20 protein-coding genes, 1 CRISPR repeat array and 1 riboswitch are annotated in these 25,487 nt (G+C 40.3%); of the genes, 3 read left to right on the top strand and 17 right to left on the bottom strand.

Going from position 1 to position 25,487, the window contains the following annotated elements:
• Positions 1 to 38: 38 nt before the first annotated feature.
• The 6 genes from KSZ58_RS23190 to KSZ58_RS09070 form a co-directional block, all read right to left on the bottom strand.
• On the bottom strand, positions 39 to 161 hold the full coding sequence (locus tag KSZ58_RS23190) for a hypothetical protein (RefSeq protein ID WP_257269327.1): 123 nt from the start codon (positions 159 to 161) through the stop codon (positions 39 to 41).
• A 275-nt stretch (positions 162 to 436) separates the two neighbouring features.
• A complete protein-coding gene (locus tag KSZ58_RS22705) occupies positions 437 to 1,993 on the bottom strand; it encodes a DEAD/DEAH box helicase (RefSeq protein WP_224727298.1) in 1,557 nt (518 codons plus the stop codon).
• A 331-nt stretch (positions 1,994 to 2,324) separates the two neighbouring features.
• Positions 2,325 to 3,761 carry a P-loop ATPase, Sll1717 family gene (locus KSZ58_RS09085; RefSeq protein ID WP_009269517.1) on the bottom strand — a complete coding sequence of 479 codons (1,437 nt, stop codon included), beginning with the start codon at positions 3,759 to 3,761 and terminating at the stop codon, positions 2,325 to 2,327.
• Between the two features lie 142 nt (positions 3,762 to 3,903).
• Entirely contained in the window at positions 3,904 to 4,110 is a 207-nt protein-coding gene (locus KSZ58_RS09080; protein ID WP_040014025.1) for a helix-turn-helix domain-containing protein, read from the bottom strand.
• A gap of 877 nt (positions 4,111 to 4,987) precedes the next feature.
• A complete protein-coding gene (locus KSZ58_RS09075) occupies positions 4,988 to 5,662 on the bottom strand; it encodes a GIY-YIG nuclease family protein (protein WP_009269518.1) in 675 nt (224 codons plus the stop codon).
• Positions 5,663 to 5,746: 84 nt separating this feature from the next.
• Entirely contained in the window at positions 5,747 to 6,166 is a 420-nt protein-coding gene (locus KSZ58_RS09070; protein WP_009269519.1) for a hypothetical protein, read from the bottom strand.
• A gap of 97 nt (positions 6,167 to 6,263) precedes the next feature.
• On the opposite strand from KSZ58_RS09070, the gene KSZ58_RS09065 reads away from it, so the two are divergent.
• Together KSZ58_RS09065 and KSZ58_RS09060 are read left to right on the top strand one after the other, a co-directional pair.
• Positions 6,264 to 6,446 (top strand): helix-turn-helix transcriptional regulator, encoded by a 183-nt coding sequence (locus KSZ58_RS09065; protein WP_009269520.1) that lies wholly within the window; start codon positions 6,264 to 6,266, stop codon positions 6,444 to 6,446.
• 103 nt (positions 6,447 to 6,549) lie between these two features.
• On the top strand, positions 6,550 to 6,753 hold the full coding sequence (locus tag KSZ58_RS09060; RefSeq protein WP_009269521.1) for a helix-turn-helix domain-containing protein: 204 nt from the start codon (positions 6,550 to 6,552) through the stop codon (positions 6,751 to 6,753).
• A gap of 138 nt (positions 6,754 to 6,891) precedes the next feature.
• Here the strand turns inward: KSZ58_RS09060 and guaA are convergent, their stop codons facing one another.
• The 4 genes from guaA to KSZ58_RS09040 form a co-directional block, all read right to left on the bottom strand.
• Positions 6,892 to 8,433, bottom strand: coding sequence for a glutamine-hydrolyzing GMP synthase (gene guaA / locus KSZ58_RS09055; RefSeq protein WP_009269538.1), 1,542 nt, complete (start codon positions 8,431 to 8,433; stop codon positions 6,892 to 6,894).
• A 122-nt stretch (positions 8,434 to 8,555) separates the two neighbouring features.
• On the bottom strand, positions 8,556 to 9,890 hold the full coding sequence (locus KSZ58_RS09050) for an NCS2 family permease (protein ID WP_008819218.1): 1,335 nt from the start codon (positions 9,888 to 9,890) through the stop codon (positions 8,556 to 8,558).
• A 52-nt stretch (positions 9,891 to 9,942) separates the two neighbouring features.
• Positions 9,943 to 10,042, bottom strand: a riboswitch (purine riboswitch).
• Between the two features lie 67 nt (positions 10,043 to 10,109).
• Positions 10,110 to 10,712 (bottom strand): Type 1 glutamine amidotransferase-like domain-containing protein, encoded by a 603-nt coding sequence (locus tag KSZ58_RS09045; RefSeq protein ID WP_009269539.1) that lies wholly within the window; start codon positions 10,710 to 10,712, stop codon positions 10,110 to 10,112.
• Positions 10,709 to 11,878: an aminotransferase class I/II-fold pyridoxal phosphate-dependent enzyme gene (locus KSZ58_RS09040; protein WP_008819220.1), complete on the bottom strand. Its 1,170-nt coding sequence runs from the start codon at positions 11,876 to 11,878 to the stop codon at positions 10,709 to 10,711. Before KSZ58_RS09040 ends, KSZ58_RS09045 begins: the two co-directional genes overlap by 4 nt.
• A gap of 365 nt (positions 11,879 to 12,243) precedes the next feature.
• A CRISPR array of direct repeats spans positions 12,244 to 14,126; the repeat unit is 34 nt; unit sequence GTCAAGCTCTTTCGCGGAGCTTGTGGATCTAAAT.
• A gap of 120 nt (positions 14,127 to 14,246) precedes the next feature.
• On the opposite strand from KSZ58_RS09040, the gene KSZ58_RS09035 reads away from it, so the two are divergent.
• Positions 14,247 to 15,647, top strand: coding sequence for a glutamate synthase-related protein (locus tag KSZ58_RS09035; RefSeq protein ID WP_009269541.1), 1,401 nt, complete (start codon positions 14,247 to 14,249; stop codon positions 15,645 to 15,647).
• A gap of 98 nt (positions 15,648 to 15,745) precedes the next feature.
• Here the strand turns inward: KSZ58_RS09035 and KSZ58_RS22700 are convergent, their stop codons facing one another.
• From KSZ58_RS22700 to KSZ58_RS22690, 7 genes are all read right to left on the bottom strand, one after another.
• Positions 15,746 to 16,948, bottom strand: a complete 1,203-nt coding sequence (locus KSZ58_RS22700) for a S9 family peptidase (RefSeq protein WP_233104387.1) — start codon at positions 16,946 to 16,948, stop codon at positions 15,746 to 15,748.
• 36 nt (positions 16,949 to 16,984) lie between these two features.
• Positions 16,985 to 17,743 (bottom strand): hypothetical protein, encoded by a 759-nt coding sequence (locus tag KSZ58_RS22695; RefSeq protein WP_233104388.1) that lies wholly within the window; start codon positions 17,741 to 17,743, stop codon positions 16,985 to 16,987.
• A 732-nt stretch (positions 17,744 to 18,475) separates the two neighbouring features.
• A complete protein-coding gene (locus KSZ58_RS09025; protein ID WP_224727297.1) occupies positions 18,476 to 19,384 on the bottom strand; it encodes a hypothetical protein in 909 nt (302 codons plus the stop codon).
• 657 nt (positions 19,385 to 20,041) lie between these two features.
• Entirely contained in the window at positions 20,042 to 22,360 is a 2,319-nt protein-coding gene (locus KSZ58_RS09020) for an EAL domain-containing protein (protein ID WP_217752683.1), read from the bottom strand.
• 253 nt (positions 22,361 to 22,613) lie between these two features.
• Entirely contained in the window at positions 22,614 to 23,387 is a 774-nt protein-coding gene (locus KSZ58_RS09015) for an amidohydrolase family protein (RefSeq protein ID WP_022300537.1), read from the bottom strand.
• 155 nt (positions 23,388 to 23,542) lie between these two features.
• On the bottom strand, positions 23,543 to 25,228 hold the full coding sequence (locus KSZ58_RS09010; RefSeq protein ID WP_308125123.1) for a recombinase family protein: 1,686 nt from the start codon (positions 25,226 to 25,228) through the stop codon (positions 23,543 to 23,545).
• Positions 25,200 to 25,337 carry a hypothetical protein gene (locus KSZ58_RS22690; RefSeq protein WP_254884712.1) on the bottom strand — a complete coding sequence of 46 codons (138 nt, stop codon included), beginning with the start codon at positions 25,335 to 25,337 and terminating at the stop codon, positions 25,200 to 25,202. Before KSZ58_RS22690 ends, KSZ58_RS09010 begins: the two co-directional genes overlap by 29 nt.
• Positions 25,338 to 25,487: the final 150 nt, after the last annotated feature.

Genomic DNA, 25,487 nt, shown 5'->3' with positions numbered 1-25,487 from the left:
TGCCTTTCATGTTGAAATGTCTGATAGCGTAAATACAGTCATTCCTCATGCGATAAATCCTCATCATTTACATCCAGTTCATACAGCTGTTCCTTAACCTCAAACTTAAAATCATCCAAATGACTAATCTCTATCGTGACCGTTCTGTGTTCGATTTTCAATACTGGATGCGATACTTTTTAAGATACAGTAATACAGCTACCTTGTGCTACCATTCTCTAAGATACGAACAATTGCAAGCAATCGTAACGCCATGCTCTGTTTTCTGTAAAACCACTGTATAATCAATCGTTCCTTTTACACGGATACAGGCTTTGGTATCACTTACAGTAAAAACTTCCAGAATGGCATTTTCCTCATACAGTTTTTACCTTAATTCCAAATGGCATTGGATTATCTGGCTTTTATATTTCTATTTTACATTCACTTTTCTTATTCACCATAAGCTTATCTTTTCATCATCCTCTATATTTTGCAGCTGTTCATCCTGTGCAATTTTCATAATTTCATTTACCAGATGCGGATCTTTCAGCCTTGTACTTAAACCATCTTTTTTTGCCCTTCCAAGAAAATCCATATCACTGTACCAGATAATTTCTTTGTCAATCACAACAAAATGTGCTGAATGATTGCTGTGCAAAATAGCTGCGCCCATTCCTTCTATCGTTCGCACAAGCATTTCCTTTTGTCTTTGCTCATCATTCAAGACGACATACAGCTGAACATTTTGATGTGCCTTTTCCTGCAGGACATCGAAATAGCTTTTGATTTTTCCTAACTCATAATGTACATTCATAATCAGGATTTCACTGCTGGATGCCTTTATATCTTCAAGAAATACATGCTTATAGCTCTGCCCTTCATACATCAGCTGGGAAACTTCAACAATTTGATTTTGTTCCTGCAGAAAGTAGCCTTCTTTCTGGTACTGCTTCAACCTTTTGCGAAACATTCCTTCCAGCATGGGGATATGAGCATCCACATAATCATATACCTTCACCATATCCTTACCCTCCACATTTCTATGAATTCTTCCTGTATACTGCTCTATCCTGGATTCATCAGAAATCGGCATAACAAGAAATAACGTTGATAAGGCAGGTAAATCAAAGCCTTCACCAAGAAGCTTGCTGGTTGCCAAGAGGATGAATTTCTCCTTGCTATTAAAATTCCGTACTTTTGCAATGATTTCATTTCTCTCTTTTGTTTTCCTTTCACCCGTCAGTACATACACATGTATATGCAGGTGCTTCAACATCTCATATAAGATTGTCAGGTGCTGCCTACGCTCTGACAGGATAATGATTTTACCATCATTCTGAAATTCTTTCACCACATCCTTCACAATCAGATAATTTCGAATCTGGTCGTTCATAAGATCGCTGCAATACTGCGTGTAGGTTTTACTATCATCCAGACACCGCATAGTCGTCATTCTGGGAATCAGGAGCTGTTGAAACCTGTATGTATTCTGTATTTGAAATGAACTGGTTTCATAGCGGATAGGACCACAGAACATATGCATGATTTTCTCCAACCCGTCTTTTCTTTTGGGAGTTGCCGAAAAGCCATATATATACCTTGCATTCACGTTTCTCAATACTCTGGTAAATGTATCGCTGGCGGCATGATGACATTCATCAACGATAATCATGCCATATTCCTTTAGGGTAACTGCAATGTCTTCTAAATTTGCTAAAGATGCAGCAACGGCGATATCTATATGCCCTCTCAGTTTTTTCTTGGAGCCGTTATAGATTCCGATATAGGAGTCTCGTTTTGATTTACCCGGCGGTATGGTTAAAAACTCATGGATCCGTTGTTCCCATTGTTTTTGGATTTCTTTATTGGGTACGATAACTAAAGTAGATACTGTTCTTTGCGCTATCATATACAATGCCATAACTGTTTTACCAAAACCCGGAACTGCCTTCATAATTCCCATATCATACTGCATCAGTGTATTGACAGCCTCCTGTTGATTCTGCCGCAATTCTCCTGTAAACGCTATATCGATTACCTGACCTGATTGAGAAATATTCTATCAAAAGAATCAAATTCAAGATTTATATTTACCTCCATTGCTTTTTGAATGATTAAGAAACCAAGTTTTCTTACTTTTAATGTTTTGAATAACATTCATTCTTAGACTACTTGCCCATGTTATCTTGAATTACCATTCCACAACACTAAAAAGGAAGTGTAATTTACTCTCAAGTCCTACATTTCCTTGCTTTACACTCCTTGGTGAGCACTTACTCTTTTCAGTTCAGAGAATTCCTTATAGTATGAACTTTGTTCCATATATTATAAATTACTAAATTTTAGTGGGATAATTTTATCCCAAGTCCTAAATGTAAGCCTTTGTGAATTAAAAAATTCTCACTAAAATCAACGTTTGTCGTAGGATTTCTATATTTAAAATCAACACTTCCTCCGCTATAAATATGTCCTATATATCCAGCTTCAAACAAATAATACAAGACATTCTTTACCTCTTTTATATTATATGTTTTTTTTATAGACTGATCATTTAATAATGTATGAAATGAACCTAAGCTAAATGATCTAGTTGATAATTTTCTAAAAACTGAAGGTAAAGTGTTGATAACTTCATCATCAACAAATCCTGTAATTTCATTTTTCATTTCTTCTAAAAAATATTCTTTTGAATATATTTTAAGTACCTTATTTACTTCTGCATAAGTTAAAGAATTATGATTAGGATACATTGACTTGCATATATTTAAAAACTGTAAAACATCTCTAGGCTTATATAATGTGAATTCAAAAATATAATCCCAAAATTCTTTGTTTTTCATAAATTTAGGAAAAAAATCGCTGGAAATCAAATTTTCCTTTTGTGCGATTTTTGAATATCTAAATCTCAACTCAATAATTTCTTTTAACGAATTTACATCATCACACCAAGAAATTTTTATACTGCCATCCCGTTTAATCTTATTTAAGTCAGGATCTGTAATCATCCCTAACATATCCTCTCTTATAAATAATAGAATTTTTATATTTGATTGATTTTTATAAAAGTACTCATTAAGAAAATCGACACTTCTAATTAGACTAGACAATATTTCTAATTGGTTTTTTTTAAATCTTAAAATATCATCTAAACCATCGATTAAAATAAAGTTTTTTTTCTCTATATGTATAGATCTTATTGCTTCCAAAATTAATGACTTAAGTGTACCAATTCTTTCTGAAAAATCAATCGGTTTTTCTCCAAATTCTTCTTCATAATTCAAATCGAAAACACCTATAGAAGCGCCTATTTTTAACTTGCTTAATCTCTTTACATTTTTTGTATATTCGTCGTCTATATCGAATCCTAACTTTTTAAGGAGTTCTATAGTCTGTATAACTCTATCATTTAGTTCCAAGGGCTGCAATTTCAGTGTTTTTAATACTGAAAGTAATAAAATAAAATCCCAAGAGTCTTTGTATTTTCTTGTCCCTACAACAGCATTATTGGCGCTTGTCTTAGAAAATGTAGTGTATTCAAAATTACTTAATTCAAAAGGAAAAGTGATAATCTCGTTATTAGTTTTAGCCTTGGATTGAAGTTTAGAACTAAATGCAGATTTTCCTACCCCTTTTCTACCTACCACTATATATTTCCAATCCTCCTGTAATTGCGTTATAATACCATAAGGATCATAAAATGACTTTTCAAATAAAATTGGTTCTATCATAAATTCTTTAGAAGCATCCGCAAAACCAAAAAACAAATCATTAAATATCATAAATTTCTTCCTCTCTTTATGCTTACAATGAAATACGCTAAATTTATTGTAGTGGTACATTAAAACACCTCATAAGTTTATGATATAGCTAAAACCAATAAGGTGTGTGATTTTAAACCTAAAAAGGTGTAATATATTTCCATTATTTTTGATTTGTCAAACCTACAATGTAATCTATTGTAACCCCATAAAATTTCGCTAAGATGATTAAGTGATGCACTGGTATCTCTTGTCTACCATTTTCATATTTACAATATTGCTGTTGTGTCGTTTTTAACTTGTCAGCAACTTGCTTTTGTGTTACATCCCTATCTTCTCTTAAATCACGTAATCGCTGATATTTATACATTCAATCACCCCACAAAACATAATATATTTCAATCAGAATCTATATCTTGTATCTAAAGAATGCATTTTAATAGTCTATACTTTAGAATCATTTCTATCAAAATCAATTACAAAGATATCCCAAGCTTCACAATTAAGAATTACATATAATTTTTCTACAGTATATAGTGTAATAATTCAATTATGTCTTAAGTTATCAAAAGTGCCTTTAGATATACCATATTCTGTTTCTAATTTATATTGCCTGCCTCCCATTCTCTTTTATGTTTCAAAAAATGGTTTATAACTAATCAAAGAAATCGTCTTTTCCTATAATTATATTTTTAAATTTTACCCTTTACACACCCAAATATTTGAGGATATTATAGAGTATGTACTTATAATGTGAGTTTGTCAAAGGTAGAAATACGTAAATACAAGTATTGAGCAGTATCTTACAAATTCCACTTATCATTATTCTCATATTGCTATTTACACAGTTTCTCTTTAAAGTTAAAACATTAGAAGTTACTGAATCTATCAAGGTTAAATATGGATTTTGCACAAAAGGCTCTCTTAGAAGATGTTACACTTCTGTATAGAAAATCCCATTTAGAGCGTAAGCGGTCTTTTCAAATATCTGTACACTATCCAAATTCTTCATAGCACTTGTGATAGCTAAACTTATCTATTTAACTTTCGCAGCTTTTTATTCCTTATCAATGTTATTTTATACCTATTCTCGTGATAATACAAGCTTATGGTATCAGTTTGATATCATGAAGCGATATCAATTTATAGATATACTCTTTATTATTTCTTAGAAATAAATAATATTATTATCAAAATTGAAAAACATATAATCAACATCCACGCATTATATCTAATTAATTACCTTCTTATGAATCTTCCATTTGTTTGCGAATATCATTAAGCCATTCTCCATTATATTTAAAAAATCTAGGTCCAGCAACCGGCCATTCTGATTTTGATAACATTCTAGCAAGTGATGATAAAGACCAAATTTTGTCTTGATATTCGACTTGTCTATCATTAACAACTTCACAAGTAATACCACTGTTAGAATTTGCACTAGACCAAAATTCTAATATAGCTCCTTGTTGAATATTGCACATAGTGAATCGGAAAGGAGCTAGTCGTTCTTTATGTTCAGCTACTATTTCTTCTGCCATTTCCTCTTCTTGCTCCTCTGAAACCGTAGGTTCAATCTTCTTTAATTTATCCTTACAGCCATGTATTTCTGCAATTGCTTCTAAGATACTATATGCATCATCATGTGACATAGCATAAAATTCTCTTACTCTCTTTTTCCCAGCAAATGTTTCAATCGAACGTAAATTAGGATTCAGCTTATCAATAATCTTATGTATTTTCATATCAGAAAGACGTGAATTAACTTCATAAGTTGCATAGACTCGAAATGCAAATGGAATGCATTCACTTCTATTAAGTTGATTCAACCTTTTCTGTACATCATCCGCATAGCCAATTTTCACATATTCTTCAAATGAAGGATTTGTTAAGATATAGATGTATCCACATGAATTATTCATATTCTCCTCCCATAGAAATTTCTAATAAAATTATAGCACAAGCGATAATCACTAGCAATTATCAAATAACTCAATTGCTAATTACTATTCTTCAGAATCTGATGAAATCAAAAACTTTTTAATTGTTGAAATAAGTTTCATGTATTTCGTTTTTTCTTCTTCACTAGATTCCTCATAAAAACATATAATATCTTCAATCTCACTATTAACTGCTTTATTACCATAATATTCTCCATAATCATACATCTTCATATTTAGATGCTTTGCAATACATAACAGATTAGAAACAATGCACTCAACATCTTCATCCTCATCAACATTTAAACTATCACATAGCCTACGGTTGGCATTATATACTACCTCATAGGTGTCGCTACAATACGATCCTTCTTCAAAATCATCAACTACAACTTCACTTTTCTCCACTGGATATTCTTCTAAATTCCTAGCCCCTATTGATAATTCATAAATCAAACACTTGAATTCATTTTTATCTATGCTCATAATTCCAATCCTCCTTAAGTAATAGTTTTAGCACAAAACGTTCTAAAACGCAATAGAACATAATGTTATAACATGTAATTTTTATGAGGTGGTAACAATGGCATACAAAAGGTTACGAGATTTAAGAGAGGATAATGATTTATCTCAAGAACAATTAGCTAAATATTTGAATGTTTCACAAAGAACCTACTCCTATTATGAAACTGGAGATAGAAATGTACCTGTTGAAATACTAGTCAAACTTGCCGAATTTTATAATACAACGATAATGTCCTCATAAGCAATAAATGTACTAAATAGATATGACGTCACACTAGAACAATATGTTCTATAAGCAATATCAATTCACTTTTTCATTCTATAATTTTCATGAGGTGATATAAATGATATTTGTAAGATTGAAAAACTTAAGAGAAGATCATGATTTATCTCAAAACGATATAGCCGATTATCTGAATATATCACAAAGAACTTATTCTTATTACGAAACAGGTGGCAGAGATATTCCTATTCAAATACTGATAAAACTCGCTGATTATTATAAAACTTCTATTGATTATTTAGTAAATAGAACAAATACCAAATGACTACAAAAAAAGCATATCGAAGCTCTTAATAAATATACAAAGCCTAGCAAAAAGTAATATAATTCTGAATTATTGTACTCAATATCATCTTAAAAAGACAAAAACGCCCTTAACAAAGGCGTTTTTCTTTATAGTACACTATTCGAACTCAATCGTTCCCGGAGGCTTGCTCGTAATATCATACACCACTCGATTCACATGCTTCACCTCATTCACAATACGATTGCTGATAACATCCAGCACCTCATACGGAATTTTCGCCCAATCCGCCGTCATTCCGTCAATCGAAGTCACCGCACGGATAGCCACCGCATAATCATATGTACGCTGATCCCCCATAACACCAACGGAACGCATATTCGTCAGACACGTAAAATACTGCCAAATCTCCTTCTGCAGCCCTGCCTTCGCAACTTCCTCACGCAGAATCAGATCAGAATCCCGAACGATTTCCAACTTCTCCTCCGTAATATCGCCCAGCACACGAATACCCAAGCCAGGACCCGGGAACGGCTGCCGCCAAACCATCTCATCAGGCAATCCCAGCTCCGTCCCCAATGCACGCACCTCATCCTTAAACAGCGTATTCAACGGCTCAATCAGCTTGAACTGCATATCCTCAGGCAACCCACCAACATTGTGATGTGACTTAATCGTCTGTGCTGTCTTTGTCCCTGACTCAATGACATCCGTATACAGCGTTCCCTGCGCCAGCCACTTGATATCCTCACCTGAAGTCAGCTTCTTCACTTCCTCATCAAAGGTATACACAAACTCATTTCCAATGATTTTACGCTTCTTCTCCGGATCACTCACGCCCGCCAGCTTACTCAGGAAACGCTCCTTTGCATCGATTTTCACCAGATTGATATTCATCTCGCGCCCGAATGTCTCCATAACGCTTTCCGCCTCGCCTTTACGCAGCAAGCCGTGATCAATAAACATACAAATCAGCTGATCCCCGATCGCCTTATGCAGCAGTGCCGCAACAACAGAGGAATCCACTCCTCCGCTTAATCCCAACAGCACCTTGTCCGTACCGACAGTTTTGCGGATCTTCTCAATTTCCATATCGATGAAGCTGTGCATAGACCAATCATTCTTCGCCTTGCAGACCTCAAAAACAAAATTTTTCAGTATCTCGTTTCCATACTCGGAATGACGTACCTCCGGATGGAACTGCAGCGTATAAATATTCTTTTCTATATTGCTGGTAGCCGCAAATGTACAGGTATCGCTGTACGCATCCTTCACAAAGCCATCAGCCAGTGTATCCACCTGATCACCATGACTCATCCAAACAATCTGCTTTTCCGGCAGTCCTTTGAAAATCGGAGAATCCGTCTCAACCGTAATCTCTGTTCTTCCATATTCCTTTGCTTCACAAGCCTTCACACTTCCGCCATTCATAAAATGTGTCATCTGCATACCATAACAGATACCAAGAATAGGAATACCGGATTCAAAAATTGCAGAATCGCATTTAAACGCTTCCTCATCATATACACTGTTTGGTCCACCAGAGAAAATGATTCCCCGGACATCCTTCAGTGCCAGAATTTCTTCCAGTGTCATCGTGTGCGGGTGCAATTCAGAATAAACACCAAACTCACGAATACGACGTGCTATCAGCTGGTTATACTGACTTCCGAAGTCAAGTACGATAATTTTATCAGCCATGAATGTATCCTCCTTATTAAGAAGCCGATACCATAGCGAATATGTATAGTATCGGCGTCGTTGAAATACTAAGATTTCCGTGTATTATAATATCATTATTTTTCTGATTTTAAAATCTTTTTCTACATAAATTGCGGCAGTGCGAAGTAGATTAGGAAAATCACCATCAATACCCACACCGTGATATGTACTTCCTTTGTTTTACCGGCAGCCGTCATTGCAATCGCGTAGGCAATAAATCCAAACGCAATCCCATTGGAAATGGAATATGTCAGAATCATCATAAGAACGGTAATGAATCCGGCTGTCGCATAAACCATGTTATCCCATTCGATTTCCTTCAGCTGCTGTGCCATCAGAATACCCACAACAACAAGAGCAGGAGCCGTAACCGCATTTGTTACCGCAGATAACACGATGGGTGAAAACAGAATGGATACAAAGAACAGTATACCCGTCGTACATGCAGTTAAACCGGTTCTACCGCCAACCTCAACACCGGAAGTTGATTCCACAAAGGAGGTAACCGTAGAAGTTCCTAACGCAGCACCTGCAACAGTACCTACTGCATCCGCAACAAGTGCACGCTCCACATTCTCCAGCTCACCCTTTTCATTCACCAGACCGATTCGGTTCGCAACAGCAACCAGCGTACCGGCAGTATCAAAGAAATCCACAAACAGAAAGGAGAAAATCACAACAAACGCATTCAACGGATTCGCGAACAGCTCACCGAAACCATCCATAAAAGAACCTGCCGCATTCAGATGAAAATTCATTTCGAAGAATGTATCAGGCAATGCCGGCATTCCCTTTAAACCAAATGCTGCACCGCAGACAATTCCAATCACCGCAGTAATCACCATTCCGACAAAAACAGCAGCCGGTACCTTCTTAACAAGCAAAGCGATGGTCAGCAGAATACCGAAGAGTGCAAGCAACACCTGTGGATCCGCAAAATTACCGATTGTCACAAAGGTAGATGCACTCCCTGCGACAATTCCTGCATTTTTCAATCCAACAAAAGCGATAAAGAAACCGATACCGGCACCAATTGCCATCTTCAGCTGCTTTGGAATTGCATTGATAATCGCCTTACGAATACCGGTAACAGAAATCACGATGAAAATCAAACCGGAAATGAATACGCCAGCCAATGCAGCCTGCCAGCTCATCCCCATCTGCCCGCAGATCGTGTAGGCGAATAATGCATTTACCCCCATACCGGCAGCAAGCGCAACCGGATAGTTCGCCACCAATCCCATAACGATAGAGGCAAAGCCTGCAGAAATAGCTGTTGCCATAAAAACAGATGCGCGATCCATACCTGCATCATGCAGAATAGACGGGTTTACCCCAAGAATATAGGCCATTGCCAGAAAGGTTGTAATACCGGCAATTACCTCGGTTTTCACAGAAGTCTGCTTCACGTTCAATTTGAATAATTTTTCTAACATAATTCCCTCTTTTCTGTCTCCCAAAACAAAAAAACACCGCAACCCGCAGTATTCGTATATAAGCTTCCATCGTAGTCTGAAATTGGTTTTCAGGTAGAAACGCTTTCACCATCATGTCGAAAGTATATACGATGTTTCTATAGACTTGTACATTATAGACAAAAATGAAACAATTTGCAAGTAATATTACCCGAAGATCTGATAAAAGAAAAAGATTCTTCACTCGAGGAAAAATCTCTTTTCATCCGTAACTACATAAGCACACTGATCCGCACAGCCGATAGCCGGCAAATTCTGTTTCCTGCATACCATATCGAAGGATTTACGTTCTTCCTTCTGATAATGTGGACAGAACGCTCCTTCGATCATACCCATACCATTCACAAGTTCAAATGTGTCTGATGCGATGTTGCTGTAGCCATATTCAAAGAGAGCATTCGCCCCGGCACTGAGACCGCAGATGACGATTCCCTGATTGGAAAGCTCCTTTAAAAGCAGATCCAGTTTTCGCAATTTCAGCTGCTTCATGAGAAACACGGTATCGCCTGCCCCAAGATATATCATATCCTGTGAACGGAATTTCTTATATATTTCTTCATTACTCAGCTTTGTATGCAGCAGACGCAAAGCTTCGACCTGACAGCCAAGGCTGCGGTAATATTGCTTGAAGCGTTTCGCATAGCCCTGATCGTCTCTGCCTGCTAGCGGAATAAACAATACATGTGGTTGTGTTTTTCCACACCTGGAAATCGCATAGGTGTCGATTGACATTGTTTCCTGCTTTTGAAAGCTTCCGCCGCCGATTGCAATCAGTGTTTTCATTTCAGAAAGAACCGGCTTTCCTTTAAAGCCTGCAATGCCTGTTCGATAACTTCATCACTTTGAACAAGTGCAATTCGTACAAAGCCCTCACCATATGCTCCAAAAGAACTGCCAGGAGTCACCAGCATTCCGCTGCATTTTAACAGGTTTAAAGCGAATTCTTCACTGCTTCCATAGCCTTCCGGTATCTGTGCCCATAAGAACATGGTACTCTTGCATGAAGCGATGTGCCAGCCTGCAGCTGCAGCGCCAGCAACAATACGATTTCTTCTTCTCTGGTAGGTTTCACGGGTTTCCTTCACAATGCTCTGGTCTTGCGTTAAAGCTGCGATTGCGGCTTTTTGAATAGGTAAAAACATACCGTAATCAATATTACTTTTCAGTTTTCTCAGAATACCGACGATTTCCGCATTACCCACACATATTCCAATACGTGCTCCAGCCATGCCATAGGTTTTACTAAAGGAATTAAATTCGATACCAATATCCTTTGCACCCGCATAATATAAGAAGCTTTTTCCTTCCTCTCCATCAAACACAAGATTGCTGTAGGCTGTATCGTGAATGACGATAATATCATGTGCCTTTGCAAATTGAATTAATTCTTCATAAAAGCTATCTGGAGCCGTAGCGCCTGTTGGATTATTCGGATAGGATATAATCATCATCTTAGCCTTTTCTGCTATTTCTTCAGGAATTGCATCGAATTGAATCAGATAATCATATTCTTTCAGCATCGGCATTTCATATAACTCTGCCCCTGCTATTTTCGGTCCATTCGCAAAGATAGGGTAGCTGGGAGCAGGGATGAGAACAATATCACCTTCATCACATAGTGCCAATGCGACATGTGCAAGTCCTTCCTGAGATCCCTGCAGAGACAGTATCTCTGTTTCTGTATCCAATTCTACCTGATATCGTTTTCTGTACCAGGCTTGTATTGTTTCTTTTAATTCTTTTGTATCATGAAGTGAATACATATAGCTTTCCGGCTGCTGTGCAGCAGTGATTAGTGCATCCATGACCTCCTTACTTGGTGCTATGTTAGGGGATCCTATTGTAAAGTCATACACGGCTTTCCCACTAGCCAGCATGTTTTGTTTTTCTTCATCAAGCCTGCTGAAAACACCTTCCGCAAGTAAATCCATTCGTTTGGAAAATTTCATATTCTCCCTCTTTCCTGATATTTCATATTTCTCTCATTATAAAAGAAAAGACCGGTCCCTTCAATAGCTGATGGGTGAATTTCACAACCTTCGTATGGTGTACACTAACAGATTCTAAAAACTGACCTCAATTACATTTTTGTTTAGCACTTTGTAAAGTTTCTGTTATAATAAAAGTAGAGATATCATATCCACTCACATGTTCTTTGCGCGAACCCCAAGCTCACATGATTTTCCAGGGAGGTTCGCGCCACATAATTGTGTTTTAAAACAAAATGTAACAATTTACAATAAAAGTACGATAGATAATTAAATGTAAATAATATTTTTTGTTACATTCGGAGTGGTTTATCACAAATCTCGCAGTCAAGCTCTTTCGCGGAGCTTGTGGATCTAAATAAAAAGATGACAACTGGAAGTGATACATTAGCAAACGTCAAGCTCTTTCGCGGAGCTTGTGGATCTAAATCCTCATTATATATACAATTATATAAAGCTCCCGTAGGTCAAGCTCTTTCGCGGAGCTTGTGGATCTAAATTATTAACAGCCAAGACATTAGACGTATAATCATCCCGTCAAGCTCTTTCGCGGAGCTTGTGGATCTAAATAGCCTTGGGGGCTGTTATATGTAGGTCAGAATGGTCAAGCTCTTTCGCGGAGCTTGTGGATCTAAATATCTTTCGCTTCTTTATAATTTCTTGCGTAACTGTCAAGCTCTTTCGCGGAGCTTGTGGATCTAAATATCATCATTGGTACGCCCTCTCTTAGTAAATCCTCGTCAAGCTCTTTCGCGGAGCTTGTGGATCTAAATCTTTAAGCGCCGTTACTAATACGAACGCTTATATGGTCAAGCTCTTTCGCGGAGCTTGTGGATCTAAATCAAGGATGGTGTTATCAAAATGATGAGGATGATTGTCAAGCTCTTTCGCGGAGCTTGTGGATCTAAATATTATTATATGAATTAATATATCACCTAATTTTAGTCAAGCTCTTTCGCGGAGCTTGTGGATCTAAATTTCTATTGTCTGGCAATCACAAATAACACGTTTAGTCAAGCTCTTTCGCGGAGCTTGTGGATCTAAATATCCCGTATATCCTCACACCAGAAGTACATGATAAGGGTCAAGCTCTTTCGCGGAGCTTGTGGATCTAAATTTATCCTAGATAATGATAGAACATATCACATCGGTCAAGCTCTTTCGCGGAGCTTGTGGATCTAAATAGTAGGCTTGCTACACTGTCGTTCGTTTTCTCTACGTCAAGCTCTTTCGCGGAGCTTGTGGATCTAAATGTTTGAAGTAGAGACGATAAAGCCTTTGAGTTTGAAAGTCAAGCTCTTTCGCGGAGCTTGTGGATCTAAATATGTCTTCCGTAACTTTACTCTCTGGCAGTTTTGGTCAAGCTCTTTCGCGGAGCTTGTGGATCTAAATATAATACTCCTCTAGATATTGACGCCCACGAACCGTCAAGCTCTTTCGCGGAGCTTGTGGATCTAAATACCACTGCACACCAATGACCAGTTAACACCATTGTCAAGCTCTTTCGCGGAGCTTGTGGATCTAAATTATCAGATATTTAAAGATGATGACATGTGTGAAAGTCAAGCTCTTTCGCGGAGCTTGTAGATCTAAATTGTAGGCGCACCCTCACTACTTGTGGCCGGACCAGGTCAAGCTCTTTCGCGGAGCTTGTGGATCTAAATCTCCTTAGAAAGTGTAAAAAACAAACAGACAACGTCAAGCTCTTTCGCGGAGCTTGTGGATCTAAATACCTTTTCCGTATCCTTGAATGTGATTGACAGGGTCAAGCTCTTTCGCGGAGCTTGTGGATCTAAATTCTGCTTCAGGATCCGGAGCGGAGCCTGTCGTCGGTCAAGCTCTTTCGCGGAGCTTGTGGATCTAAATCATGAGGTCATTCAAGAAGTCAGCACTGAATACGTCAAGCTCTTTCGCGGAGCTTGTGGATCTAAATACATCAATTCCTGTACCGCCACGTATAATCTTTGCGTCAAGCTCTTTCGCGGAGCTTGTGGATCTAAATTTCCTTCGTCGGTTTTCGTTTCCCTGCCGCCAGGTCAAGCTCTTTCGCGGAGCTTGTTGATCTAAATTGAGATTTTAGAAATCATTGCAACTTACATTCCAGACGCCAAGCTCTTTCGCGGAGCTTGTTGATCTAAATTTCCAGCCTTTATCGACAATATGATCGAATTGTCCGCCAAGCTCTTTTTCAGAGCTTGGCGATCAAACAGCTCAGTACAGATTTTGCATTCCTACACACTACTTCCCATCCAATACCATTTGCAATCTCTCTCTAAACAGCGTACAATAAACACATAAAGTAAACGCTTACAGGAAGGAGATTTTTTATATGAAATATGTATGCGAAATATGCGGCTACATGTATGATGAAGCTGTTGAAGGCACCTCCTGGGTCAACCTTGATAGCACATGGAAATGCCCGCTATGCATCGCTCCAAAGGAATGCTTTAAAAAAGTAGCATCAGAGGAAGACGCGTCAGCTACATCCAAAAGCAACGATGCCACCTCCCTTGCCATACAGAAAAATGCCAAAAAGGAAGACACCCTGGAAACCAGCATGTCCCTCATTCATGAAATGGCTATTCACAACGCCAGCCGTATTGAAGCAATGCGCACACACAAATCCGTACCAGGATGGGACGACATCCTGCTATTAGGAGGACAACTCGCTCACCCGCCACTTGCTGATAAAGCTGATGTTGATACAACAACCATCATTGGGAAAAATGCACGCAGGCCAATGGTTCTTAATCATGCCGTCTACGTATCCCACATGTCCTTCGGCGCCCTCTCCAAAGAAGCCAAAACTGCACTGGCAAAAGGAACAGCAGCCGTACATACCGCGCAATGCAGCGGAGAAGGCGGCATCCTCCCGGATGAAATCGATCATGCCTACAAATACATTTTTGAATATGTTCCCAACAAATACAGTGTCACCGATGAAAACCTGAAACGCAGTGATGCAATCGAAATCAAAATCGGCCAGGGATCAAAACCAGGCATGGGCGGTCATCTTCCTGCAGAAAAAGTCACTGAGGAAATATCCGCCATACGTGGAAAGCCACTGCATCAGGACATCATTTCCCCATCGAAATTTGAAGAAATCAAAACAAAGGACGATTTAAAGCAGCTGGTCACATCTCTCAGAGAACGCAGTGAAGGACGTCCGATCGGTATAAAAATCGCAGCCGGGCATATCGAAGCAGATCTGGAATGGATAGCATATGCACAGCCTGACTTCATTACCATTGACGGCCGCGGTGGCGCAACCGGAGCATCTCCAAAATACCTGAAAGACAATTCTACAGTGCCTACCGTATATGCCCTGGCCCGCGCCCGCGCATACATGAATCAGCACCATATGACACAGGAGCTCATCATTACCGGAGGCTTTCGTACAAGTGGAGAAATGATCAAGGCACTGGCAATGGGAGCGGATGCCATCGCAATAGCAAGTGCTGCCATGATAGCAATCGGCTGTCAGCAGTACCGTATCTGCCACAATGGAAAATGCCCGATGGGCATTGCCACGCAAGATCCTGAGCTACGCAAGAATTTTTCCATAGACAAAGGGGCGAAACGCCTGGAAAACTATCTGCATGTACTACGGGAGGAATTGAAATCCTTCGCAAGAATCAGCGGACACACCTGTATTCACGACCTCAGCAGGGAAGATCTCTGCACAACCAGCTCAGAAATATCCAATCATACCGGCATTCCGCACTGCTAAGTCACAATACCCTACTCTCTTATTTGAAATTGAACCGCATTAAAACGAGCAGACTTCGTATCCTCAACAAATACAGTCTGCTCGTTTTTCTTTTCTATTTAATCCTTCAGATAGGTATCCATCCAGGTCGTAATTTCCTTTAGACGCTTTACTCTGTGTCTTGGCTTTCCACTCCTGGACAGCTCGTGATTCTCTCCCTTAAACATGCACAAGCGTGTCGCAACACCATGCTCGCACAAGGCACTGTACATCTGCATTCCCTCACTGTATGGACAACGGAAATCCTCATCACTATGGATAAACAGCGTCGGCGTCGTACACTGATTTGCATATTTCAAAGGAGAATGCCACCACAGCTTATCTACATTTTTCCATGTGTCAGCACCCTGCTGATCAGCACCGAACATTTCTCCGATATCCGATGTGTGCGCAAAGCTTATCCAGTTGGAGATAGAACGCTGACTTGCCGCAGCCTTAAATCGATCAGTATGACCGATGATCCAGTTTGTCATGAATCCGCCATAGCTGCCACCTGTCACACCGACACGCGCGGTATCTATCGCCGGATATTTCTTCAGTACCTCATCTGTGAATTTCATCAAATCCTCATAATCAATCGTACCGTACTTACCACGGATATCCGCAAAGCTGTTACCTCTGCCATCGCCTCCACGCGGATTCATAAAAAACACAAAATATCCCTGATTTGCCCACACCTGCATTTCATGATAATAGACCTCGCCATACACCGTCTTCGGTCCGCCATGAATATCCAGAATTGCCGGATAGGATTTCTTTGGATCAAACCCCTTTGGCTCCAGCACCCAGCCATACAGCTCCATTCCATCCTGTGTGAAATTGCATGGTACGCATGGACGTATATCCTTCTCCGCATAAAATTCCTCATTGAATCCGGTTAACTGCCTACAGCTTTTTCCGTGCATATCATATGAATACAGCTCCTGTAGACGCATATCCTGCATACCTGCAAAATACAAACGGTCCTTTGCAAGTGCGATGACATCCACACTTCCCTCCCTGTCATACACAGGTGTAATGCTTCCATCACTATGCAATGCATATACACTGCTCCTATTGAACAATGTCGTAATAAAATACACCGTATCCTTATACAGACAGATGCTCTTACCGCCACCATAACGACAGTCACTGCCTACGCTGGAGCCAACAGCATCCTCATAGGAGGCAAACAGCTCTACCGCTCCGCTTTTTGGATTCAGCTGATAAAACATGCCGTTTTCATTCAGACCGTAGCGCTTCTGTTCACTCGCCAGCATCATAATGTTATCCTTCCATGGCAGAATTTTCCCAATCGACTACTGCCCTGCAGGAAGAATTTCACGATGCTCTCCTGTATTTCGGTAATAAGCATATACCCCTTCCTTATTTATGGGTTTACATGCGTAGCTCTCACCTGTGTAATATACAATCTCATGATTATCCGAAAGCTCTACATCATATACATTGCAGGTTTCTTCACTGATGCGCACTATATCTTCATCATGCTCGCGATACAGGAACAGGCTGTTTCGTTTCTTATTCGTATATCCCATGCCATTTCCATAAAAGGGCAGCTCATCCAGAACCTCATAATCCTGCATATCCTTCTTTTCCTGAAGGATTTTATCCTTCTCATCGGCATTCATTTGATACATGCGGGAATATTCCAAATGATAATCCGCACAGAATACATATTCTCCATCTGCCGCCTTCTTGATGGAAGTTACCTGTAATGGTATGGTAAAAGCCTTAACAGCCTCTCCTCCATGAATGCTGATTCGATAGAAGCAGGTTCTCTCCTCTCCGTTTTCAACAGCCTTTCGATCCTCCTCATCCCGCATATTGGCAAACAGAACAGTTTCATTATCATCCCATAAATAGAGCTGTTCCTTTCCATGGCTGGTCAGCTGCCGCACAGTATCGCCATCCGTCAGATACAGCTTCATCTGATAGCTGTTATCTTTCTCCACACACTTACTTCCGACAAAAACACCATGCTCCTCATCCAGTGCAAATGACAGATTACTCAGATATGTAAAATCCAGAAAATCCTTTAATTTAATTGTATCCTTCATAATACCCTCCTCTTATGCTCTTCCTTTATTCTAGTACAAAACCCCTGAAATAAAAAGTCTTTTAGAGAAATCCGTATGGCTTTCCACTTCCAAGCCATGCATAGGCCGCTTAACGGTTAGACCCCTTACTTTATAATTCCGGCAATGCATTTCCTAAACCATTATACTGAGAGCCTTGATTTGCAGTTCCTTTATCGTCATAGTATTTCATCTAAAGAAAATGTAATTTCTCATGGTAAACCATCTGTTTTCCCTTTTGTTTGTTTTTGTATGAAAAAGCGTTCCTGATAATTATATGCATTTCATAATAATGAGTAAACAGGATCAGCTGAATCTGTAACAAAAAGACGCTTTGAAACGAACCCCAAAGTTTGGACAGCCAAGGATTCACTTCACTTTCCTATATCTTCCCTGTATCCTCTATTTTTTATCACCACATGTTCTTTGTTATACTGATGAAGCAATTACTTTTATGAGGCATATCCTACATATATTCACCTTCCCACGATCTCACACAGCCTCCCCCTTGTAAGCATGAAAAGAAGATGACCAGGCATTCGCTATAAGTCATCCTCCTATAAATCATTCATTTTTCCGTTACTGTCAAACATTTACCCTGACATAAAACCGCTTTATCACAAGCCGTTGGCTATGCTGTCCTATAGGCTTGGATGTGATGGATCCAGCCGTCTACTGCAGAGATTTGATACAGTCTTACGGCAATGCACGGTTTTATGCAAAGGTCTCATACAGCATCAGCTTCTGCATGGTAACGCTGCTCTTCCACCAGTTTGCACTCAGGCGAAATTCGTTCTCATACCCCTGCCATACCCAGTTGATATTCCAGCAACCCTCGGCATCCCTTGTTTCCGTAATTCTTTGAACCTCCAGCTTCAGAAGCGTACTATACTCTGGATATAGCGGATGAAGACGATCGTGTATGAAAAATGACGGCGTAATGCAGTATGCATTCCAATGATCAGGATCTTCTTCAATCAATCCCCGCATCAGCTGAATTCCATGGGCAGCGGCAGCATCTGTCTGCGGTCCGCAAAAGCTTCCCGTCTTCTGCAGTTCACGCAGAAGAAACATCATAGACTCCAGAGAATGCGGTTCAACCTCTTTCTGCGAAAGGAATAAATCCAGCATCCGCTGTACCATTGATTCCGCTTTAGTATACAGAGAGCTGTCTTTCTGTGCGAAATTCAGAATGAACCAGCATATATCTGCATTCGGCATATAGACATCAAACGTTTTTTTCTCTGTCTTCGTCCACCATGGAGCATGCGGATATTCATTATTGGAGGAAACAATACTGATCCAGAAGCCGTCCTCCATATCCTTTCCACTTTCCAGATAGCGCAGCATCCCCTGTATAACCGGATGTGTTTTATCCTTGTAATCAAGCTCATGAAGAATATGTACCGCATAAAACATCTGAGAGGGTGCAGAGGCAGGATTCCAGCAGTCCGCCTCCAAAGCATGAGCGAATCCTCCATCTGTATTTTGATAATACTGCAATTCGTCAACCACTGCCCCTGCATCACCACCCTCAAAGTAAAAACGCCATTTTGCCAGCTCCAGCCCTCTGGCATTGCGATGCATCCATCGGCCTGTTTTTGTTATATCCAGGCATGTCATTGTCTAATCTGCGCAGTGCCTATTCTGCTGCGCTTCCTTTCTTTTTACGTATGATATCACAGGTGCTCCTGAACGGCTTGTAAGAACAGGACATGTTTCCTTATATGATATCGCTCAGGTACAGCTCCTATACTACCACAGGATAAGAGTGAGCCGGTGAAGTAATACTGCAGCTTATCCTGCAGATTGCGAATAAAACAAAGCATGATCGAAAGTCTATGCGAAAAGCTGCATTGAAAGTAACCCTGTGCACAAAAGCATATATCATTCAAACGTATCATGAATTCTGAAAACGGTATAAGAAAAAGAGGAAATCGAGAAACGGTTCTTTCTTACTTTAGGGTGTTTGCAAGGGAGACTTCAACATCTATTGATAACTACAATCGTATGGATGTCTCCCTATGTTAAGTTTATCCACAAATCGAAAAAGCACCTGAGAAACTGCATCATCTCATATTCCTCTTGTGTCTGTTTTGAAATACATGATTCTGAACGAGTCTCAGTCGATCCCGTTATTCTTTCAAACGTATTGGTTATGACAAATATGTGGTATTGATCATCCTATGCCGCAAAACCTGTATTTCAGGTGATATTGATCATATCCCACTAAAACTGAATTTCAGAAGGGCTGCCCTGTGCTTGTGGCAGTCTTCGTCTTTATTCGTTTGAAGTCTTACCCGTCTTGTTGTATTCAGAATTCGTGTCCGTTTTTGCTTTCCTTGCCGAAAACGCCAAAACTTCAAAATTCTCAATTGACAACGGTTTGGAGAATACATATCCCTGTACCATATCGCAATCTGCATTTCGCAAAAATTCCACCTGTGTAAAGGTTTCCACGCCCTCTGCCACAGTCTTCATCCCAAGCTTTCTGGCAAGCTCAATCGCAGTCTCCACAACATCATTGCCTCTTGGATCCCCTTCCTTATCGAAGAATGCACCATCCAGCTTTAATATGTCAACCGGTATTTCCTTCAATACGTTCAGGGAGGAATAGCCGCTTCCAAAATCATCCATCGAGCATTGAAAGCCTGCCGCATGAATCTGTACAATGACATTTTTCAGCAGCTCCAGATTTTCAAATACCACAGTTTCCGTAAGCTCAAACTCAAGCAGATGGGAAGCTATACCATATGTTTTCTGTATTGCCTCATACTTTTTCAAAAACTGCGGATCCAAAAGATGATTTCTTGACAGGTTCACAGAGATTGGAATAGGCGCGATTCCCCTGTTTTCCCAGTCCTGCAAGAGACGGCAGACGCAGTCAAACACATACAGATCCAGCTTGACAATGAAGCCGTTTTTCTCAAAGAACGGAATAAATTCCCCGGGTGATATCAGTCCATCCTGTGAATTCCAGCGAACCAGTGCCTCTGCTCCGACGATTTCACTCTTCTCCAGATTGATTTTCGGCTGCAGATATACAATAAATTCACCATTCTCAAGAGCCTGCTGCATGGAATTCTCCATTTTCTTCTCTTTCAGCATCTGCACACGGTCATAGTCATCATAAAATACACAGGAGCACATATGGCGACTGATCATGTCCTTATTGTTTTTTCTGGCGGTGTTTACCCGATCACGTATATTGACGATATCAATACTGCTGTCTGTCACAATATAGATGCCGCAATCCAACGGCAGATAATAGGTTTGTTCCTTACTCTGATTATAGGAGTTCACCTTATCCGTCATTGCTTCCAGACGTTCACGAATCTCTGCCATATCCGTTGTAAACAACACCAGATTGTATGTATCCGATGAGATTCTGGCAAGAAATTCACCTTCCTTCAAATAGGATTGCAGGCAGTCATGCACATACTGCAATACCCGGTCTCCATCCCTGCTCCCGAAGGAGTCATTGATGAGCTTGAATTTACGAATATCGACGGAAACGAACGCAAAGGGCTGAAAATTATCCAGAATTCCCTGCAGCTCCTTTTCAAACCGTGGTGCAGTAAAGCCGTTGGTCACAGGATCCACATAGGCAACACGATAGATTTCCTTATTGAATTTCGTATTCGTAAACAAAATATAGAGAATAAGGATACCGAAGACCAGAAAGATAAATACATTGATCATAACGGAAAAATTCGTATAGTCCTGTATATTTTTGGCATAAATCATACTTGGTGCTATGGACAACAGGTACCAGCTCCCCTCCTGCAGAGGTGTATAGTACAGAGTCCTTTCCTCAGGTTCTCCACGGACATCCTGATGCACCATATAATGTATGGTACCGCTTTTTCTGTTATGGATATCCGACTTCATTTTAGAAAGAGAGCTTCCGCTGTCGATATCCGCCACATCCTGAATGCTTTTATAGAAGTCATTTTTCAGGAATACGGCGTATGGATTACTGGAATACATTATAAAATCGCCATCCTGCGAAATGATATAGCTGAAGCCAACGCCGTTGAAGGTATCGGTATCCGAGAGCAGCTGCAGATTTTCCGTATTGCTCCAGGCAACCATCGCTCCTTTTATGTGCCCCTGTACATAAAAAGGAACTGCATACAGAATTCCCGTTTCATCATACAGCGTTTCCAGCTGCTTACTCACGCCGCTTTTCTGCTTATGGAGAGCATCCAGAACGATTTCCAGCTTTGTGACAGAGACTGTCTTATGATTTTTTACATGCAAAAGACCGTTCATATCCACATAGCCAATCCAGGAGAAGTCGTTCTCCTTTAGAACACTGTCTATGATGGTCTGTCCGACAGCATCGGTTGTGGCAATCTCTGACAGATTTGCACTGACCTCACGCAGCTGTGCAATATTCTTTGCAATGTTTTGATCCACTCTGCTTGATGTCTGTTTCGATAATTCAGAAAGATACCGCTGTGTTTCATTCATAATCAGTGATTTGCTCTGCTGTATCATCATAGAACTCAAACCAATCATTGTTATGATCATGAGAATCAGAATACCGATGGTCAGCTTTGTATGCGTTTTCTGCTTTTTTCCCAGGGAATACATATGCGCCCCCCCTCTCAACATTCAATTACAGGTATTATACTATAGATTGTTGAAAAGAGGAACTCTCTTTGCTGTAAGTCCGCAAAAAAAGGCGAATTCTGCATACAAATCATCCAATGGCATAGGAAAAGCTGAATGTATTGGATACAACTGCACGAGTTGTCTGCCACCATAGTGGATAGCTACAGACACAGGCTGTATGTATATCAATATGGCTATATATATTCATAAATTTATGCAGCGCTTCATTTTCCTACGCCAAATGAAAAACACGGTATGCAGTTTTATACAACAGCCTGTTTCGTATATCATCCGATACTGCCAGAGACATCGCGAAATCCAAATGATCTGCCTGAGAGCACCCTGCATAATCAGAGCCGAACATGATAGCGTCCGGATGTCTTTGCAATTCGGATTGAACAGCCTTTCTCATATCCGCTGTCATTTGTACATCCGCAATGGAGGAAATATCAAACACGATGTTATTTACATTTTTATACCGTTGAAAGCATGCCTCTACATTCGGATAATGGCAGTGACAGCAGACAAAGGTGATATTTGGATGTTGTCGTACCGCTTCGCATACGGCAAAATAGGATGCATATTGTGAGCTGTCTTTTTCCGAATGAAACAGCACCGGCACATTATATGTTTCAGCAAGCGCATAAACCGGCTCCAGTATATTGTCTGACAGATAAAACGACTCATGTCCGCAAAACAGCTTGATTCCTACAATCTTTTTTTCAGATAGAGCCGTATCCAGCAGTTTACATTGCTCCTTGTAATTGAAGAAAGGACTGATTCCGCCAACGACATGAACATAGCAGGTATCTGAGAACAGTTCCAGACAATCCTTTAAGCTTCCAATTTCACTTGTAATTGCGGAATCACTGATGACGATTCCCTCATCAATGCCGTTTTTTTGCATTTCCTTAAGGAGTATTTCTTTTTTCTCCGACAAGGATATTCCCTGGGTCGGCAGATGCATATGGGCATCTAGGATTCTTCTTTTCTGTTCGCTATCCATACGGCTGTCTCCTTAGTATCCTTGCGATTATTTACACATAACCCTCTGGAAAAAAGATAGATTGACTCTGACAAATATAAGGAAAGGAATTTCCAATATCCAGCACTTTTCCGCCTGACACCAGAAATCCCTTGTTTTAGATGTTCTTTGACACTTTATTTATTCTTTCGTGACATCAAGACAACACTCTCGACAGTTGTTTCAGTTTCCAAGGGAAGTTCTTTCACTTCCTCACCATCAACAGGCACAGGAAAATTGAATACGATCTTCTTTATCCAGCTTCCGTCTTTCCTTTTCTCCGGGAACATCTCAATTCGCTCGATAAAGGCCTTCATAAACTCCTTCTGCTCCGCTTCCGTTGCGGAATGGTAGACTTCATCAAATGCCAGCAACAAGCGATAGATATTGTCTCCGGAAATCTTCTCCTGCTGGATGCTGCGGATCTGACTTTGCAATTCGCCAATCTGAACTTCGATTTCCTCTATGGTGTCATACTGCTCATCATAGCGGCGCTGCAAGTCCAAAATCTTTCTGTCATAGTGGGCATCATTGATGTCCAAGGTATCCATCTGACGCTCCAAGCGGCTTTTCGTTCCAAAGGCTTGCTTTAGCCGCCCTTGTAGGACAGCAATCTGCCGTTCCATATCTTCTGTATCAACTGCTGTTCCGATTTTCGCCTGAATCGCTTCTACAAACCGTGGATTGTTGACCATAGCGGAGATAACCTTCGCCACAAATTTGTTGATTTCCGTCTGCTCGATATTCAGACGGAAACTGCACTCATGCCCGGTAGGTGTTACCGTATTTTTGCAGTAGTAATAATACCGTGTTTTCTTGTCCTTGCTGTGCGCCTTGGCGATATTGCCGTACATACTCTTTCCGCAGCATGGGCATTTCAAGATACCGGACAGGATGTGTGCGTGGTCTGGATTGTTAACCTTTTCCCGCTTAAAAGAATTGATCTTGCGCTTTTCCTGTGCCAGATACCAATCCTCTTCGGAAATGATAGCTTCGTGTTGTCCTTCATAAACCGGGAACTCCGACTGCTCAACCACGTGCATCTCGTTTCTTGTACCCTGTTTCTTTTCTGTTCTTCGTCTGCCGTAAGCAATCTTTCCCATATAAACAGGATTGTACAATACATTTTTCACAAAATCTCTTGAAAATCCCGGAATGGTATTATTCTGTCTTAGTTTCTTAGTATAACCATTGCGGTTCAGATATTTTGCAACTCCTGCAACACCCTCATTAGTGTGAATGTAGCGGTCATAAATGACACGAATTACTTCCACTTCATCCTCTGCAATGACAAGGTTTCCATTTTCCAGTTTGTATCCATATGGAGCGAAACCGCCGTTCCATTTGCCCTCACGAGCCTTTTGCTCACGTCCTGCCATTGTCTGTGTGCGGATATTTTCTCGCTCAATCTCTGCCACCGCAGACAGCACAGAGATCATCAGCTTTCCTGCATCCTTGGAGCTGTCAATGCCATCCTCCACGCAGATCAGATTGACACCGAAATCCTGCATGAGTTGCAAAGAATTCAGAACGTCCGCTGCATTTCTGCCAAATCGGGACAGCTTAAAGACCAACACATAAGAAACATCATCTTTGCCGTCCTGGATGTCATTCAGCATCCGTTGAAACTCCTGCCGCCCTTGAATGTTCTTTCCGGAAAAGCCCTCGTCAGAATACTCCCCGGCAACGATCATATCCTCGTATGCCGCATACTTCCGCAGCTTGTCACGCTGGGCATCCAAGCTGTATCCGTCAACCTGCATCGAGGTGGACACTCTTGTATAAAGATAGCATTTAAGTTGTTTCTTTTTCAGAATCTCCACCTCCCTCATTCCTTCCTTTTACCATAAGTCCCTCGTTGCGGATATAATACTCCAAAAGCCACAGCACATAATCCGGTGCATGGCGGTTGTCCAATTCCCATTCAGTCATAGTCCGGTAAGGAATATGGACGAGCTTGCAAAAATCTTTCCGATTCAGTCCTGTGCTTTCACGCAACTTTATAATTCTGTTTTTACAATCCATCCGTCTTTTCTCCACAAAAGCAAAAAAATACACGTTGCGTAATCATTATAGCATAGC

The sequence above is a fragment of the Erysipelatoclostridium sp. DFI.2.3 genome (genome assembly GCF_019132535.1).
In the GTDB taxonomy this organism is placed as follows: Bacteria; Bacillota_I; Bacilli_A; order Erysipelotrichales; family Erysipelotrichaceae; genus Clostridium_AQ; species Clostridium_AQ innocuum.
This window is presented reverse-complemented; position numbering and strand designations above follow the sequence as displayed.

What these genes read in the sequence shown, in the direction of transcription:
- KSZ58_RS09085 (WP_009269517.1), bottom strand. Translation starts at nt 3,761, where the DNA reads ATGATATTTAATGATTTGTTTTTTGGTTTTGCGGATGCTTCTAAAGAA.
- KSZ58_RS09080 (WP_040014025.1), bottom strand. Translation starts at nt 4,110, where the DNA reads ATGTATAAATATCAGCGATTACGTGATTTAAGAGAAGATAGGGATGTA.
- KSZ58_RS09075 (WP_009269518.1), bottom strand. Translation starts at nt 5,662, where the DNA reads ATGAATAATTCATGTGGATACATCTATATCTTAACAAATCCTTCATTT.
- KSZ58_RS09070 (WP_009269519.1), bottom strand. Translation starts at nt 6,166, where the DNA reads ATGAGCATAGATAAAAATGAATTCAAGTGTTTGATTTATGAATTATCA.
- KSZ58_RS09065 (WP_009269520.1), top strand. Translation starts at nt 6,264, where the DNA reads ATGGCATACAAAAGGTTACGAGATTTAAGAGAGGATAATGATTTATCT.
- KSZ58_RS09060 (WP_009269521.1), top strand. Translation starts at nt 6,550, where the DNA reads ATGATATTTGTAAGATTGAAAAACTTAAGAGAAGATCATGATTTATCT.
- guaA (WP_009269538.1), bottom strand. Translation starts at nt 8,433, where the DNA reads ATGGCTGATAAAATTATCGTACTTGACTTCGGAAGTCAGTATAACCAG.
- KSZ58_RS09050 (WP_008819218.1), bottom strand. Translation starts at nt 9,890, where the DNA reads ATGTTAGAAAAATTATTCAAATTGAACGTGAAGCAGACTTCTGTGAAA.
- KSZ58_RS09045 (WP_009269539.1), bottom strand. Translation starts at nt 10,712, where the DNA reads ATGAAAACACTGATTGCAATCGGCGGCGGAAGCTTTCAAAAGCAGGAA.
- KSZ58_RS09040 (WP_008819220.1), bottom strand. Translation starts at nt 11,878, where the DNA reads ATGAAATTTTCCAAACGAATGGATTTACTTGCGGAAGGTGTTTTCAGC.
- KSZ58_RS09035 (WP_009269541.1), top strand. Translation starts at nt 14,247, where the DNA reads ATGAAATATGTATGCGAAATATGCGGCTACATGTATGATGAAGCTGTT.
- KSZ58_RS22700 (WP_233104387.1), bottom strand. Translation starts at nt 16,948, where the DNA reads ATGATGCTGGCGAGTGAACAGAAGCGCTACGGTCTGAATGAAAACGGC.
- KSZ58_RS22695 (WP_233104388.1), bottom strand. Translation starts at nt 17,743, where the DNA reads ATGAAGGATACAATTAAATTAAAGGATTTTCTGGATTTTACATATCTG.
- KSZ58_RS09025 (WP_224727297.1), bottom strand. Translation starts at nt 19,384, where the DNA reads ATGACATGCCTGGATATAACAAAAACAGGCCGATGGATGCATCGCAAT.
- KSZ58_RS09020 (WP_217752683.1), bottom strand. Translation starts at nt 22,360, where the DNA reads ATGTATTCCCTGGGAAAAAAGCAGAAAACGCATACAAAGCTGACCATC.
- KSZ58_RS09015 (WP_022300537.1), bottom strand. Translation starts at nt 23,387, where the DNA reads ATGGATAGCGAACAGAAAAGAAGAATCCTAGATGCCCATATGCATCTG.
- KSZ58_RS22690 (WP_254884712.1), bottom strand. Translation starts at nt 25,337, where the DNA reads ATGACTGAATGGGAATTGGACAACCGCCATGCACCGGATTATGTGCTG.